This is a genomic window from Paenibacillus sp. CB74 (genome assembly GCF_055687625.1).
In genome coordinates this window covers 1,350,172-1,364,946 of record NZ_CM146009.1, presented here as the reverse complement: position 1 = coordinate 1,364,946, position 14,775 = coordinate 1,350,172, and the positions used below count along the sequence as shown (strand labels likewise).

General features: G+C 44.6%; 14 protein-coding genes and 1 riboswitch. Of the genes, 4 read left to right on the top strand and 10 right to left on the bottom strand.

The features are described 5' to 3' along the window. Positions 1 to 51 precede the first annotated feature (51 nt). On the top strand, positions 52 to 342 hold the full coding sequence (locus ACX9NY_RS06275) for an HNH endonuclease (RefSeq protein ID WP_339234420.1): 291 nt from the start codon (positions 52 to 54) through the stop codon (positions 340 to 342). A 117-nt stretch (positions 343 to 459) separates the two neighbouring features. Here ACX9NY_RS06275 and ACX9NY_RS06270 read toward each other — a convergent pair whose 3' ends face one another. The 5 genes from ACX9NY_RS06270 to lpdD form a co-directional block, all read right to left on the bottom strand. Continuing rightward, positions 460 to 1,206 carry a DUF4247 domain-containing protein gene (locus tag ACX9NY_RS06270; protein WP_253437105.1) on the bottom strand — a complete coding sequence of 249 codons (747 nt, stop codon included), beginning with the start codon at positions 1,204 to 1,206 and terminating at the stop codon, positions 460 to 462. Between the two features lie 11 nt (positions 1,207 to 1,217). Beyond that, positions 1,218 to 1,724 (bottom strand): DUF4178 domain-containing protein, encoded by a 507-nt coding sequence (locus tag ACX9NY_RS06265; protein ID WP_076317633.1) that lies wholly within the window; start codon positions 1,722 to 1,724, stop codon positions 1,218 to 1,220. A gap of 23 nt (positions 1,725 to 1,747) precedes the next feature. After that, positions 1,748 to 2,149, bottom strand: coding sequence for a DUF350 domain-containing protein (locus tag ACX9NY_RS06260; protein WP_017688100.1), 402 nt, complete (start codon positions 2,147 to 2,149; stop codon positions 1,748 to 1,750). A 95-nt stretch (positions 2,150 to 2,244) separates the two neighbouring features. After that, a complete protein-coding gene (locus ACX9NY_RS06255; protein ID WP_472477608.1) occupies positions 2,245 to 2,916 on the bottom strand; it encodes a PspA/IM30 family protein in 672 nt (223 codons plus the stop codon). A 112-nt stretch (positions 2,917 to 3,028) separates the two neighbouring features. Then, on the bottom strand, positions 3,029 to 3,370 hold the full coding sequence (gene lpdD, locus ACX9NY_RS06250) for a prenylated flavin chaperone LpdD (protein WP_339234425.1): 342 nt from the start codon (positions 3,368 to 3,370) through the stop codon (positions 3,029 to 3,031). A 154-nt stretch (positions 3,371 to 3,524) separates the two neighbouring features. Here lpdD and ACX9NY_RS06245 point away from each other — a divergent pair, with 154 nt between their 5' ends. Continuing rightward, positions 3,525 to 4,319, top strand: a complete 795-nt coding sequence (locus ACX9NY_RS06245; protein WP_339234428.1) for a polysaccharide deacetylase family protein — start codon at positions 3,525 to 3,527, stop codon at positions 4,317 to 4,319. Between the two features lie 107 nt (positions 4,320 to 4,426). Here the strand turns inward: ACX9NY_RS06245 and ACX9NY_RS06240 are convergent, their stop codons facing one another. The 3 genes from ACX9NY_RS06240 to ACX9NY_RS06230 all read right to left on the bottom strand — a co-directional run bounded on the left by ACX9NY_RS06240 (position 4,427) and on the right by ACX9NY_RS06230 (position 7,691). After that, positions 4,427 to 5,098 (bottom strand): 3D domain-containing protein, encoded by a 672-nt coding sequence (locus ACX9NY_RS06240; protein WP_339234429.1) that lies wholly within the window; start codon positions 5,096 to 5,098, stop codon positions 4,427 to 4,429. Between the two features lie 2 nt (positions 5,099 to 5,100). Next, a riboswitch (cyclic di-AMP (ydaO/yuaA leader) is annotated at positions 5,101 to 5,297 on the bottom strand. Positions 5,298 to 5,518: 221 nt separating this feature from the next. Further along, positions 5,519 to 6,241, bottom strand: a complete 723-nt coding sequence (locus ACX9NY_RS06235) for an amino acid ABC transporter ATP-binding protein (RefSeq protein ID WP_339234430.1) — start codon at positions 6,239 to 6,241, stop codon at positions 5,519 to 5,521. Continuing rightward, the gene (locus tag ACX9NY_RS06230) at positions 6,228 to 7,691 is read right to left on the bottom strand and encodes an ABC transporter substrate-binding protein/permease (protein ID WP_472477605.1); all 1,464 of its coding nucleotides are present in this window, start codon (positions 7,689 to 7,691) and stop codon (positions 6,228 to 6,230) included. The genes ACX9NY_RS06235 and ACX9NY_RS06230 overlap by 14 nt, the downstream gene beginning before the upstream one ends. 180 nt (positions 7,692 to 7,871) lie before the next feature. Between ACX9NY_RS06230 and ACX9NY_RS06225 the strand changes: the two genes are divergently transcribed. Further along, positions 7,872 to 9,047 carry a M20 family metallopeptidase gene (locus ACX9NY_RS06225; protein WP_339234434.1) on the top strand — a complete coding sequence of 392 codons (1,176 nt, stop codon included), beginning with the start codon at positions 7,872 to 7,874 and terminating at the stop codon, positions 9,045 to 9,047. Positions 9,048 to 9,311: 264 nt separating this feature from the next. Continuing rightward, entirely contained in the window at positions 9,312 to 11,078 is a 1,767-nt protein-coding gene (locus ACX9NY_RS06220) for an alpha-glycosidase (RefSeq protein WP_339255819.1), read from the top strand. A 147-nt stretch (positions 11,079 to 11,225) separates the two neighbouring features. Here the strand turns inward: ACX9NY_RS06220 and glgA are convergent, their stop codons facing one another. After that, a complete protein-coding gene (glgA, locus tag ACX9NY_RS06215) occupies positions 11,226 to 12,668 on the bottom strand; it encodes a glycogen synthase GlgA (RefSeq protein WP_339234437.1) in 1,443 nt (480 codons plus the stop codon). Then, positions 12,665 to 14,671, bottom strand: a complete 2,007-nt coding sequence (gene glgB / locus ACX9NY_RS06210) for a 1,4-alpha-glucan branching protein GlgB (RefSeq protein WP_339234439.1) — start codon at positions 14,669 to 14,671, stop codon at positions 12,665 to 12,667. The genes glgA and glgB overlap by 4 nt, the downstream gene beginning before the upstream one ends. Between the last annotated feature and the right edge of the window lie 104 nt (positions 14,672 to 14,775).

Sequence of the window (14,775 nt, the reverse complement as noted above, 5' to 3'; positions counted from 1 at the left end):
GAAAGGACTCTTGTCTGCCCATAATATAATTTACAAAAGGAGGTAATCATCATGGATGACCAATGTGAATTGTGCGGAAGAGAACCTGTGGACACGACCGTTCATCATCTGACACCCAAAGAAATGGGAGGAACCTTTCTTCCTACGGCCAACTTGTGCATCCCTTGTCACAAACAGATCCATTCGCTATATACCAATCGTGATATTGTAACGCTTGGTCTTACGGATCTGCAGTCCTTGAGACAAGATGAACGAATGGTTCCATTTATCCGCTGGATTCGCAAACAACCTGCTTCAACCATTCCCCGTGTACGTAAATCCAACCATGTTCGCAAATCGTAAACCAAAAAGAACAGCTCCAAGGTAAATGTGCCGGCAGAGATAAATCCGCCTTACCTTTTCACTGTTCTTATGAATTGGACTATTTGAGGGTTGGTTACCACGCTTAGGATTAGATTATTATCTACGCCTCATAATGCGGCCGCCGCCCACTCTAGTTTTCGGTTTTTTGTAGGATTTTTTGGGTGAATCAAACAACCCGCCCAGACCACCACTGCTTTTGTTGCGATCAATGGTTCCCTTGCTCTGATCCTTGTTGCGGTTGAATAATCCTCCGCCAGATCCCACACTTGAATCTTTATCACTTCCGCGCCTTGTAATCGTACCTTTCCGATCGACAGTAATAGGTGGTGCAAGCTTCTTGTCATTGCTTGTCGGCGCACGGTAAGATCCTGCACTCGGTTTATACGTATCTTTATTGGTATATCCCCGATAGTTGCCATAACCTCGCCCGCCAAACGAATCAAAAAGATTACCAATTAATGTAGCGGTCAGGTAGCCTTGTAGAAAAGATGAATCGTAGTTCTGTCGAACATATTCTTTGGAGTCCACCTCAACCAAGGTATCCTCGGGCTTGTTCGGGTCTTGTTGCAGGTGATAATACTCGTCCTGATACACGAGGAACATACGCTCTGTGTTCTCTGCCGAGATCTGATCCGGTTGCCTTTGGTCAGACAATTCCTGAGCCACTTCCGGAACGGTGCGGTCCGAAGCCCGGTACACATAAGACGTTGAGTTACCACTGCCGTTAACCGATTCAAGCGGGTATGTGTCCTGAACAGAAGGTGCTCCGCACGCGGACAACAGAGACATCACAAGGCTGAGGACCAGCATTAATTTTAATCCATGTGCCAAGCGTTTTTTCATTGGAACCTCTCCTAGCTCGAACGAATCACTTTGATATCCGCAGGAAGAATGGACTCACCCTCATACAGTGTAAATCTTCTGTCTTGCCACTCCACGCGAAGAAGCATATTATCATCGGACTGATACTGCCATACCAATTGTTCCCCAGCCTGGCCATACGGTGTTCTGCCTGCTGTTGACACCATTCCTCCATACTCTTCCTCCAGATGATATGCGCGTCCATCCAGATCCAACAATGTAGGTACTTCATCAGGTGCATCAAGCCTGCCATCAATGGGTGTATATAGGGCGTAACGTGTGAGTTCCCGTTCTTCGATATGCAAATATCGAAATGCGGTACCATCCTGCAGCGTGAGCACAACTGCATTTCGAGCGCGATTTTGTACCCGACCAACGACTTCATAAGTGACGAGAGAAACCTCACAGATATCACCAGGTGCAAGCTGAAGCATGGTTTTCTCTGCCTGCGGTGGTTCAGGTTTCGTTAGTATTCCTTTAATTCGTTTCCATACACTCATGAGAATTACTCCTGTTCCTTATCTTATAAACAAGCTGCAATGATCAGTGCGCCCACGATATGTAAAGCGCCAGAGAACAACCCGTATCCTGTCTTACCTTGCTGAATTCCTGTATCCAGATCGAGATTGGCCCATCTGCGAATCATAAAGTGAACGACACTCTCCAGAATCAATAAGATGATAAAGGATACCACGGACACCAACAACGCTTCTCCAAGATGACCAGCCGTAGAAATGGACGTAGCAAGTACATAACCTTGTGCAAATAATTTCATCACCATACGAGTGGTAACCGCCATGTTGCCAGCCTTAACTTCAGCAAAATCCTTATATTTCGTGAACAGTGAATCGACATACATCAAGACAAACAGCAAAACCGAACCAGATACCGTCCAGACCAGCATCGCCAAAATGTTCAAATCCATTTACACAGCCCCCACATCTCAACATGAACCGCATTTAAAAGCGAAGGAGAAACATTCTTCTCCTCCGCTGGTTAACCCTGCTGACAACCAAGGTATTAATTCTTGTTATCGTACTGTTTCATCAATGCTGCGAGTTCATCTTCAACAGCCTGATCTTTACCCCACTTCTCGAACTCTTCATCAAGCGATTTGCCTTTGGAAGACATCTCGTTGCTTGCTTCTGCCTGTGCTTCCATCTGCATCATTTTTTCTTCCATGCGTTTCATACCCGCACTTGCAGTATCGGAGCCAAACCCATTCAACGCTTTGTTAATTTCCGTTTGGGCTTTTGCTGCATTATAGCGCGCTACCAGTGTTTCCCGTTTGTTCTTCATTTGAGTCAGTTGCTTACGCATCTCGTCCAGCTTGCCACGCAGGTTATCTGCTGAAGCCTTGTTTTGATCATAACTGGTTTTGTACTCAGTCATCTTCTCTTCGGCTGCTTTTTTCTCTTCCAAAGCCCTGCGGGCCAGATCCAAGTTTTGAGCACGTGCCGCCGTATGCGCCTGCTCTTCACGTTTTTTCACTAGAGCTTCCTGCTCTTCGAATAGCTGCTTGAATTTCTTCTCAATGGCGATCTGTTGCGCTACTGCTTTCTCCGCATCTTCCAGATCCTCTTGCATGTCACGGATATATTGGTCCGTCATCTTGATTGGGTCTTCTGCCTTGTCAATAATAGCGTTGATGTTAGACATGGTTAGATCACGTAAACGTTTGAAAATGGACATTATGTTATTCCTCCTAGTCGATATTACATCGTATATAAACATACATACGTAACAATCTACAACTCGTTTCAATTTTAGCAAATAAAATTAAAACATGCGATTGCTCTTTATATTAGGAAGATCGTTTATCCTTGCTCAGATGATCCTCCATTAGCCTCTCTGCAGTCTGCACGATTTCATCGATCTGCATCCGTGTAATGGAATCAAAATGGATACCCATAATTACCGTAACGGTCATTTTTAATTGTTGGGCAGCCTTTCGGGCAAGCCGCTCACACAGTTCTTGTTCCTTATGTCCCGGAATATGGACTGTCGTGCCGCTGACCCGCTCATCTTCCACATAGAACGTGGCTACAGCGCCAATATGAGCTTTTCCTCCCGTAACGAGAAAAACCTTATCCTCTCCTGCTTCAATCACCTGTAAACGTATCGATTTCAAATCATATGTACTCATGGCTATTCCACCGCTCCTTTTCTATATGTTATATATGGAGGAATTATGGCTGTCATGAGTTAAATCAGCAATGAAACTTCTCACACTGCGCATATTTTCTCAAGTCCACGGGCATACCATAGAGAACGTCATTTTGGAAAAGGAGGCTGTTATTATGCGCGTACGCCTCATTATGCTGATGGTTATCGTTGTTTTTCTCGGAGGATATCAAGCACCACCAGCTTCATCACGGGATGCTTCAGACCCGCCAAGTGAATCGGTATCCAATACTGATTCCGTGGAAGAAGAACAATTAACATTGGGACAGTTACGTCAGAAATATGCCGATACGTTCAAAACTAATGGTCCTTCAACCAAACAGGTTGCGTTGACATTTGATGATGTGCCCGATCCACGGTTTACTCCGCAGGTGTTGGATCTGTTGAAAAAGTATAAAGTCAGAGCTACGTTTTTCATCGTTGGTAGTCGTGCTGAGAAGCACCCCGATTTGGTAAAAAGGATTGTTAAGGAAGGGCACATCGTTGGCAATCACAGCTACAATCATCCGGAGTTCAGTAAGCTGTCGATGAATGCCTTCCGCAAACAAATTTTACATACCGGGGATATCATTCGCCATTTGGCGGGATATACGCCCAAGATGATTCGACCTCCGTATGGAGACATTAATGAAGAACAGCTGCAATGGGCTGCCAGACAACATTATAGTATTGTGAACTGGAACGTTGACTCTCTGGACTGGAAAGGTCTTTCCAAGGAAAAGGTGAAAGATAACATCCTGTCTGCTGTAAAACCTGGCTCCATCGTTCTACAACATGCAGGAGGCGGTGTTGGATCGAATCTGAATGGCACGATTGAGGCTTTGCCTGAAATTATTGAGGAACTGCGTAACCGGGGATATGAACTGGTCACCTTGGACGAAATGCTGGGATTACCGAAGGCGAAAGAATAGAATAACCGTGTTAGGTAATCATGGAAATATTAAAAGGGTGCTGTTCAATCGCAAGTTAGCGACTGGCAGACACCCTGTTTGAATTCAGTTTAAATGAAATTTACGCTCTACTTCAGAATGTACAACTCAATATCCTGAAAACCAAATGTGCTTACCGACTGTTTGCTACCAGGGATAAAGATATCAATCCGGTGACCCTTGATTGCACCGCCCACATCACGTGCTGTAGCCACAAAAGCCTGTTTTGGCAAGCCTGGATGGCTGTGACCCGTTACCAGTACTTTGGTTCCAAGAGGAATGACACTAGGATCTACTGCAATCGTACCCAGTTCAAGGTCATTTCCGAAATAATCGACGGCACCCCATCCTCCATTTTCAGACGGATCTGCAGAGTACGCTGTTGCTTTCACGTTCACAGTTTTACTGTAATCAAATGTTTTACCCCACGCTTGAACCACTTTGTTATCTGTGTTAACGTCCAAGCTTGCTGTCGTAACCGTTTTGGCTTGGGTCTTGCTCTCCGTCGCCGCGGCAGCTACATTGTTTGCCTTACCGGGAATCGTAATTTTCAAACCACCATAAATGTTGTAAGGCGAAATGTCATTGTTTGCTTTAACTAACGTGTTCATTGATACTCCGTATTGTTTCGATAAGGTGTAGAAGGTATCCCCCTCTTTGGCCACATGAACTGAATCGGCGTGAGCCGGAACGGCTTGTATGAGCATTGCTGTTGTCATTAATGCTACTGCTGTTTTGGCTATACGTTTCTTGTTAATCATGGTCTTCCTCCCTCATTGTGCCTGCGAAGTTAGTTGTCGGATTCGGATGAGGAGCCCACCCTATAGGTCCATCATTACATTTGAAACGATATGTACCCCTAATTCACCCCAAGCAGTGTGCTGTAGATCTTCCCCCTGCACTATCTGCATCGTTACATCCCCCGCACTCCCTGTCCGGAAGTTTCGGCAGAGTTCAATATATCACAATTTTGTAACCTGAACTTGTAGTAATTCTTACCAAATGGATTCAACATGTATAAGCACGTGTAAGAATATTGAATAATCTAAAAGTGTTTGGGCCAGATATCCGCTATACATTTGGTAACAGAATAGTTACTTTTCGAATCCCATATGTAATTATTTTCAACAAAAAAATAGCGTTACCGACTCGAAGTCAGTAACGCTATTTAATCAATTCATTTAGAGTACTTTCGCAAGGAAGTCACGTGTACGTGAATTTTTCGGTGCTCCAAACACCTCATCAGGTGTTCCCTCTTCCACAATAACCCCGCCATCCATGAACAGGATACGGTCTCCAACTTCACGTGCAAACCCCATCTCATGCGTGACGATGACCATCGTCATCCCGCCTTCTGCAAGACGTTTCATGACATCCAGAACTTCGCCGACCATCTCGGGGTCCAGTGCCGATGTAGGCTCGTCAAACAGCATGACATGCGGCTGCATGGCCAATGCTCTGGCAATGGCGATCCGCTGCTTCTGTCCACCGGACAGCTGATTCGGGAATACATCTTTTTTATCGTACAAGCCCACGGTGTTAAGCAGATCAGCAGCAATTTTTTCCGCTTCCAGCGTGGATTGTTTCTTTACTTTGATCGGAGCGATTGTGATGTTTTGTTCTACCGTTTTGTGTGGGAACAGGTTGAAATGCTGAAACACCATTCCCATTTTCTCACGAGTTGCGTTAATGTTGTGCTTGGGGTCTGTGATTGACACGCCTTCAAAATCAATCTCTCCCGAGGTAGGTTGTTCCAGCAGGTTCAGACAACGCAAGAATGTACTTTTCCCCGAACCGGAAGGACCGATGACCACGACAACCTCACCTTTGCCAATCGTCACGTTAATGCCCTTAAGCACATCGTTATTTCCATAAGATTTGTGTAATTGTCTAACGTCTATCACTTGCACTCAACTTCCTTTCCAGTCGTCCCAGCAGCTTGGACAAAATGAACGTCATTACAAAGTAGATGGCTGCTGCAATCAAAAATGGACTCAAGCCTTGGTACGTAATGTTTTTGACCACACTTGCCTGATACATAATGTCCACCATACCGATAACGGAGATAATGGAGGATTCTTTGATGATGGTTATGAATTCATTACCGATCGCCGGTAATACAGCTTTGAAGGCTTGCGGTAAAATAATATAACGCATTGCTGCCCCTCTACCCATTCCCAGGGAACGAGCTGCTTCCAACTGACCCCGATCCACACCTTGAATACCTGCACGGAAAATCTCTGCCAGATAAGCACCACTATTAATTGAAAGTGTAATGATACCTGCCTGAAGTGCAGTGAAGTTAATGCCAAAGCTTAGGGAAAAACCATAGTAAATGATCATTAATTGTACCAGCATTGGTGTACCACGGATCACTTCAACGTAAGCAGTACCGATCCACCGCAAAATTGCAGCGTCATGCAAACGGAACAAACAGATGATCAATCCAATAATTACCCCGAAGATAACCCCAAGTGCAGACAACAGAAGTGTGTAGCCTATACCTGTAGCATAGAAACTTTTGTACTGCCAGAATACTTGGAAAATATTTTGTGATTTGTTTGCTTTGTCCGCCATCAAGAGGCTGGCGTCCGTCACCATCTGATTGATTTTATCTTCGCTTTTCAATCGCTCCAGTGTTCCATTTACGGCTGCTAGCAGCTCGGTATTGCCTTTACGAATCCCGATTGCCGCTTCTGCTTGCTCTTCGTCCGGAACAGCAGCAGCAAGTCCAATGATATCGTCCAGATAACCTGCAGCCACGGTATCTTCTACGATTGCCGCGTCAATACGTTTGGTTTGCAGTTGAAGCACGATATCCGAGATTTTATCAAGCGCAGTAAGCTTCGCTCCTGGAATACTCTGTCCGATCGTTTCCTGAATGGAGCCTTTCTGAACGCCAATCTTCGCATTTTCAAGTTCGGTCATGGTTGGATATTTGTCTTTATCCACATTGCGAACCATGATCACTTGTTTTGATTTATAGTAGGTGTCGGAAAAATCGATACTTTTCTTCCGCTCATCCGTCGGCGTCATACCTGAAATCACCAGATCAACACGCCCGCTCTGCAATGAAGGCAGAAGACCGTCGAAGCCCATATCCTCAATCACAAGCTCAGCGCCAAGATCTTTGGCAATCTCTTTGGCGATCTCAATATCAAAACCAACGATTTCATCTTTACCATTAATCACTTTATGGAATTCATATGGTGCAAAATCGGCACTTGTACCGAGCACCAGCTTTTTACTGCTTGAATTATCTGTAGTTCCACTTGCCAATGCCAAAGGAACGGCAGTCGTCAGCAGAATAACAAAGGTCAACAGCATCATGGTGTAACGACTTATCAATTTCAACCTTTTTCTCCCCTTACAGTACATTGTATGCTTCTCATGTTGATGACTGAGTCATTATAAAGTACAATGCATGATTATGCAATGCATTTTGAAATTACAAATCTTGACTTGTTTCTGAAAAAATAAAGCAAACATGATATAATCAATGAATTATTTTCATTACGTATAAGGAGTTTACCAATGACATCTAAAAAATCACAAATTCTTACGGTTATTGATCAATATGCTTCCCGTTTTAAAGCCATTTCATCATATATCGGTGCGAATCCCGAACTGGGAAATGAAGAGTATCTCGCTTCTGCCCGTTTGAAAGAAGAACTTCTCTATCATGGTTTCACAGTAGAGGCTCCCATTCTTGGACTGGAGACAGCCTTTATCGGAACGTATTCCGCCGCCAAACCCGGCCCTACCATTGCATTATTGTGCGAATATGACGCGCTGCCGGAGATCGGTCACGCTTGTGGTCACCATCTGATCTGCATGATGAGTCTTGGAGCTGCTGTTGGGCTTAAGGCCATTCTGGATGAAGTAGGTGGAACAATTAAAGTGTTTGGCACACCTGCTGAAGAGACTCGTGGTGCCAAAGTTCCGATGGCGGAAGCAGGCTTGTTCGATGACTGCGATGTTGCCCTTATGGCGCATCCATACTATGCCTACGAAAAGTCAGGCAGCTCGCTGGCGATTGATGCTGTTCAATTTGAATTTCATGGTCGATCTTCACATGCTGCCGCAAGTCCGCATGAAGGCATTAATGCTCTGGATGCCGTCATTCAAACGTTCAACGGAATCAATGCATTCCGGCAACAAGTGAAAAGTACCGTTCGGATTCACGGTGTGATCAATAACGGAGGTCAGGCAGCAAACATCATTCCTGACTACGCTTCTGCACAATTTTATGTGCGTGCTGCAACCCGTAAAGAACTGAATATCCTCACTGAACGTGTGATTCAGATCGCTGAAGGTTCTGCGCTGCAGACAGGTTGCAAGCTCGTGACATCCAACTATGAAACGTCCTATGACGAGATGGTCACCAATGAGGCATTCTCAGCGGCATTTAGTCAAAATCTGATGGAACTCGGTATCCCGCAAGAAGAGATTGTGAGTGGTAACGATCATGGCTCCATGGACATCGGTAACGTTTCCCTGAAATGTCCCGCAATCCACCCCTACATCCGTGTAGTGGATGAAGTTCATACCCTGCACTCCATTGCCTTCCGTGATCTTGCACTTCAGGACCGCGCGCTGGATGGCATGATTCTGGGAGCAAAAGCACTTGCTACAACAGCCTACGACGTACTCAGTCAGCCAGAACTGCTTCAAACCATCCGAACGGAATTCGAGCAAGCTATTCGCTAAGAATCTAATCAACATGTGATATAGGCACCCTAAACAGACTTGAATTCCAAGCTGTTTCAGGGTGCCTTTTTCTTAATTAGCTGTACGTATATTCAGCAAGAAGCTGGAGATGCTGTGAAAGAAACCTTTGAAAACGATGAAAATAATTCATTTTATTACAGTAAATGTGGTTCATTTGCTGGCTAACTTGGTTATTTATTGATATAAGTACGTGTTCAAAAAGACCGGTTTTCATAACTTATCCTATATTGAGGAGGTGCTGTCATGCTGCTAGAAGCCATGTATCATGTTCCTCGTGACAAGTGGGCTTATGCCTATAATTCGTCAACCATACATCTGCGTGTACGAACCAAACGAAATGATGTGCAATACGTGACTGCACTGACCGGAGATAAGTACAATTGGAACGGAACGTATAAGGAAATACAACTGGAGAAGGCTGCTGCGGATAGCATGTTTGATTATTGGGAGGCTGCCGTCAAGCCACAATTCAAACGTCTCACCTATATATTTCGAATAACCGCCGGTTCGGAAGATGTTTTTCTTGCCGATAACGGAATTCATTATGAGCTCCCCTATCCAACCGGAGGATATTATGAGTTTTCGTATATACATGAAATCGATGTGTTTAAGGTACCTGAATGGGCCAAAGAAGCCGTCTTTTATCAGATCATGACTGAACGGTTTGCTAATGGTGATCCCAAGCTGAATCCTCCAGAAACGCATGAATGGGGTGGCAAACCGGAGTTGGACAATTTTTTTGGTGGAGATCTGCAAGGTGTGCTGGATCATTTGCATGACTTGACCGAACTTGGCGTGAACGCCATTTACTTTACCCCGCTATTCCAAGCCAATTCCTATCACAAATACGACACAATAGACTATAAAAAAGTCGACCCTCATTTTGGTGACAATGCCCTGCTCAAACAATTGACAGAAGAATGCCATCGTCTGGGTATCCGAGTGATGCTTGACGCTGTGTTTAACCATTGCAGTGAAGACTTCCCTCCTTTTCAAGACGTTCTCCAGAATGGAAAAAACTCAAAGTATGCCGGCTGGTTCCACATCAATGAATATCCGATTCAGATCAAAGACGGTATCCCTACCTACGATACATTTGGTTTCTATGGCAACATGCCCAAGTTCAATACAGCCAACCCAGAGGTTAAAGCATATCTACTTGATGTAGCAGAGTACTGGATTAAGGAAATCAAGCTGGATGGCTGGCGTCTGGATGTAGCCAATGAAGTGGACAACCATTTCTGGCGTGATTTTCGCAAGGTTGTTAAGGCAGCGAATCCGGAAGCCTATATTGTTGGTGAAGTATGGAGCGACTCGTTGACCTGGCTTATGGGTGATCAATTCGATTCCGTCATGAATTACCCATTTGCCGACAAAGTGCTTCAGTTCTTCTGTGGTTCAATGGATGGTTATAACTTTGCCAATGAGATGGGTTCACTGATTATGCGCTATCCACAACAAACCAACGAAGTCATCTTCAATATGCTGTGCAGCCATGATACCCCACGACTGCTGACCCGGTTAGGAGAAGACAAACGCCGTTTAAAGTTGTCGGTTGTATTTCTTTTCACCTATATCGGTACACCCTGTATTTTCTACGGCGATGAGGTGGGAATTAGTGGTGATGCTGATCCAGATTGTCGAAAATGTATGGAATGGGACCCCGCCAAGCAAGACAGAGAACTGTATGATTTCTATCGTCTGATGATTGATTTACGTAAAAGCAATGAAGCCCTGCGTAAAGGACGCTTCCGTTTCCTTAAGGCGGATCACCATGATCCCTGTATTGTGTACGAGCGTGTGGATGACAACCTTCACTTTACCGTATGGATGAATAATACACCTCAAGATCGAACGCTTTCTCATCCCATGGAAACGAAAGACTGGAAGGATGCATTAACCGAAGAGCCTGTATTTCCAACCGATGGAATGATGAATATTAAACTTGACCCGTATGGGTACCGCATTTTGTATAGACAGCTTGATCAGACAAACATCCAACACTATTGAAGTTTATATTCAAACAGTCATATAAAAAAAGAGAAAACACTTCCACTGTCTCAGATGTTGACTTTCATTCTGAACTTTGGAAGTGTTTTTGTTTATTAGTTTAAAAAAAGCCACAGCATGATATGCTGCGACTCATTCAGGATTACATCAGTTTACAGGCTCATGTGTGATCCGGCGATATATGTCCATATATTCTTCAGCTGAGACGTTCCAGCTGTATTCCCCGCTCATTGCATTTTTCACAATCTTCTTCCAATGTTCTGGCTGTTTGTAGATTTCCTCGGCACGTCGAATGGTATTCATCATGTCATGTGCATTAAAGCTAGTGAATGAGAATCCATTCCCTTCTCCAGTATACTCATTGTATGCCTGCACAGTATCATTCAGCCCCCCTGTTTCCCTTACCAGAGGCACACTCCCATACCGCAGAGCCAGTAACTGACTAATACCACATGGTTCGAACCTCGATGGCATCAGGAAGATATCACTCCCTGCATAGAAGCGGCGGGATAACCCATCGTTAAACGTGATCTGGGCAGACATTTTGAGCGGATAACGATTAGCGGCTTCACGGAACCAGTGTTCATACGTTGGCTCTCCTGTTCCCAGTACAGCGAATTGAATGTCGTCATAGTACAACAATTCATCCAGGATACGGCAGACCAGATCAAGCCCCTTTGAGTCCACGAGCCTTGTCACCATCACCATGAGAGGTACATCGGGACGAACTGGAAGTCCAAGTTCCTTTTGCAGCTCAATTTTGTTCTCCGTTTTCTTGGCCAGACTCGTTCTGTATTTCACTGGAATTTTGGTGTCCGTTGCCGGGTTGTAGCTCTTGGTATCAATCCCGTTCACAATCCCGCTGAAACGATCTCCAAGTGAGCTTAGCAGTCCGTCCAATCCGTATCCATAATAAGAGGTTTGCACCTCCTGAGCATATGTTGGGCTCACAGTTGTCACATGGTCAGCATACACAATTCCTGCTTTCAGGAAATTGACATTACCATAATATTCGGCTCCATCTACGGTGAAATATCGATCGTCCAACTCAAGGATTTCACTGAATAACTCATGCGGGAATACCCCTTGGTACAACAAGTTATGTATGGTGAATACCGTACGAATATCACTGTAGAATGAATCATGTCTGTAATGGGCTTCAAGTACCAAAGGAATCATTCCTGCATGCCAGTCATGACTGTGCAGCACGTCAGGTTTGAACTCAATCTGTGGCAACACTTCGAGAACTGCACGGTTGAAGAAGGCGAAACGCTCGCCGTCATCCATATACCCGTACACTCCATCACGACCAAAATAATACTCATTATCCACAAAATAAACTGGAATTCCATCATAAACCAGCATTTCTATTCCACAATAAGGTCTGCGCCAACCAAGAGGCACATCAGTTGTGATGACTGGTTGCAATGCCTCTTTATATTCATCAGGAATCCCTTTGTATTTAGGCATAATCACCCGCACGTCTGCCCCGTTCTTCTTTAATGCGAAAGGGAGAGCACCGATTACGTCAGCAAGGCCACCTGTTTTGATAAATGGATGTACTTCAGCAGCAGCAAATAGAATATTCATGCCTTTGTCCTCCTCTTCGGCTTTAGCGTGTTGTTTTCTTTCTTATTTTTCGTTGTTGAACTGACGGAAGTAATACTCGCAGGCGATTCATCCGTTTTCCGACGCGTGTTCTTTTTTAGAATCACAATGCTCAGCGGAGGCAAAACTAATTCAAGACTATGCGGATGCCCATGAAAAGGAATCTTTTCGGTAGGCAGTTGCATATCATTAGTAATGCCTGAACCGCCGTAGACGGAATGGTCACTGTTCAGAACTTCGGTATACATACCGGGACGCATGACACCAATCCGGTAACGCTCCCGCTTGACCGGCTGAAAGTTTATGAGCACAAGGAGTGTATCCGCAGGTTTTTTTCCTTTGCGTACATATGAAATGACACTCTGGTCCTGATCATCCGGAGTGATCCATTCATAACCGTCCAAGGAATGATCAAGCTCCCACAAAGCTTTTTCGCTCAAGTACAGGTTAGACAGCTCACGCTCAAACTGATGTAAATTGCGGTGACTGTCATAATCCAGCAAGAACCAGTCCAGTTGATCCTCATCTTTCCATTCGATGAACTGGCCAAATTCTCCACCCATAAACAACAGCTTTTTCCCTGGGAAAGTCATAAAATAGCCCAGAAAAGCACGCATGCCAGCAAATTTCTGCTCATAGGTTCCTGGCATCTTGTCGAGGAGCGACTTTTTGCCATGAACAACCTCGTCATGAGACAGAGGAAGCACATAATTTTCAGCAAAGGAGTATACGACCGGGAAAGTCAGCAAATGATGTTTGGAAGGACGTTCATGAAAATCAGATTCCATGTAATCAAGCGTGTCATTCATCCAGCCCATGTTCCATTTGTAGTTAAAGCCCAGACCACCTTCATGTACTGGTAAAGTCACCATTGGCCATGCACTTGATTCTTCAGCCATCATCAATGCATAAGGGAAATACTTAAACACCGTCTCATTTAGCTGCTGTAAGAAAGCTACAGCCTCTTTGTTTTCAAGACCACCTTCATCATTGGTACGATATTGTCCTGGCTGCTTCTCAAAATCAAGCCGAAGCATACTCGTAACTGCATCAACACGGAGTCCGTCAAAATGATACATCTCCATCCAATATAATGCATTGGAGATCAGAAATGAACGAATTTCAGGTTTCGAGTAGTCAAAGCTGAGTGTACCCCAACCCGGCTTCTCCGCTAACATCGGATCTGCATACTCATACAAAGGCGTACCATCAAACATACGCAGCCCATGAGCGTCTTTGGCAAAATGTGCAGGAACCCAATCCAGCAATACGCCAATCCCAGCCTGATGTAATGTATCCACCAGGTACATCAGATCTTTCGGATGCCCATAACGACTGGTTGGCGCGTAAAATCCTGTGTTTTGGTATCCCCACGAAAGGTCGTATGGATGTTCACTGAGGGGCATCATTTCAACATGTGTATATTTCATTTCTAATAAGTAAGGAACAAGTAAATCAGCCATCTCGCGATAATTATAGAGGCTTCCGTCTTCTTTTCGCCTCCAGGTTCCCATATGCATTTCGTAAATATGTAGAGGTTTGTTATACATGGTACGTTGTTTGCGTCTCCAGGCTCCATCATTCCATTTATACCCTTCGATTGAACTGGTGACAGAAGCTGTCTGAGGTCGAACCTCTGCTTGAAACGCGTATGGGTCCGCTTTGAGCAATTCTGTGCCATCTTCCGTTAGTATTCGGAACTTGTATAAAGTTCCTTCACTGATTTCCGGAAAAAAACGACTCCAAAATCCTGATTCGGGTATCTTATATAAAGGTTCCTTTTCGCCTTTCCATTCATTGCGGTCCAGAGCCAGTCCTACTTCTGCGGCATTTGGTGCCCATACGGTAAAGCGATACCCTTGAAGGCCATCGCAAGTCTCAGGCTGCGCGCCCAACATTCGATAACTGTGATGAAGGTTTCCTTCATGAAATAAATAAATATGCTCCGGCAAAATATCCGGATGTGCTAACGGTTGAATGGCCAAGAGATCACCTTCTTCTCAAGAAAATAGATATAACAGTTACCATTACCCCATTCTAGCCAAGTTGAAAAGAAAAATGCGGTGCTTTAGAAAATGTTGTATTTTTT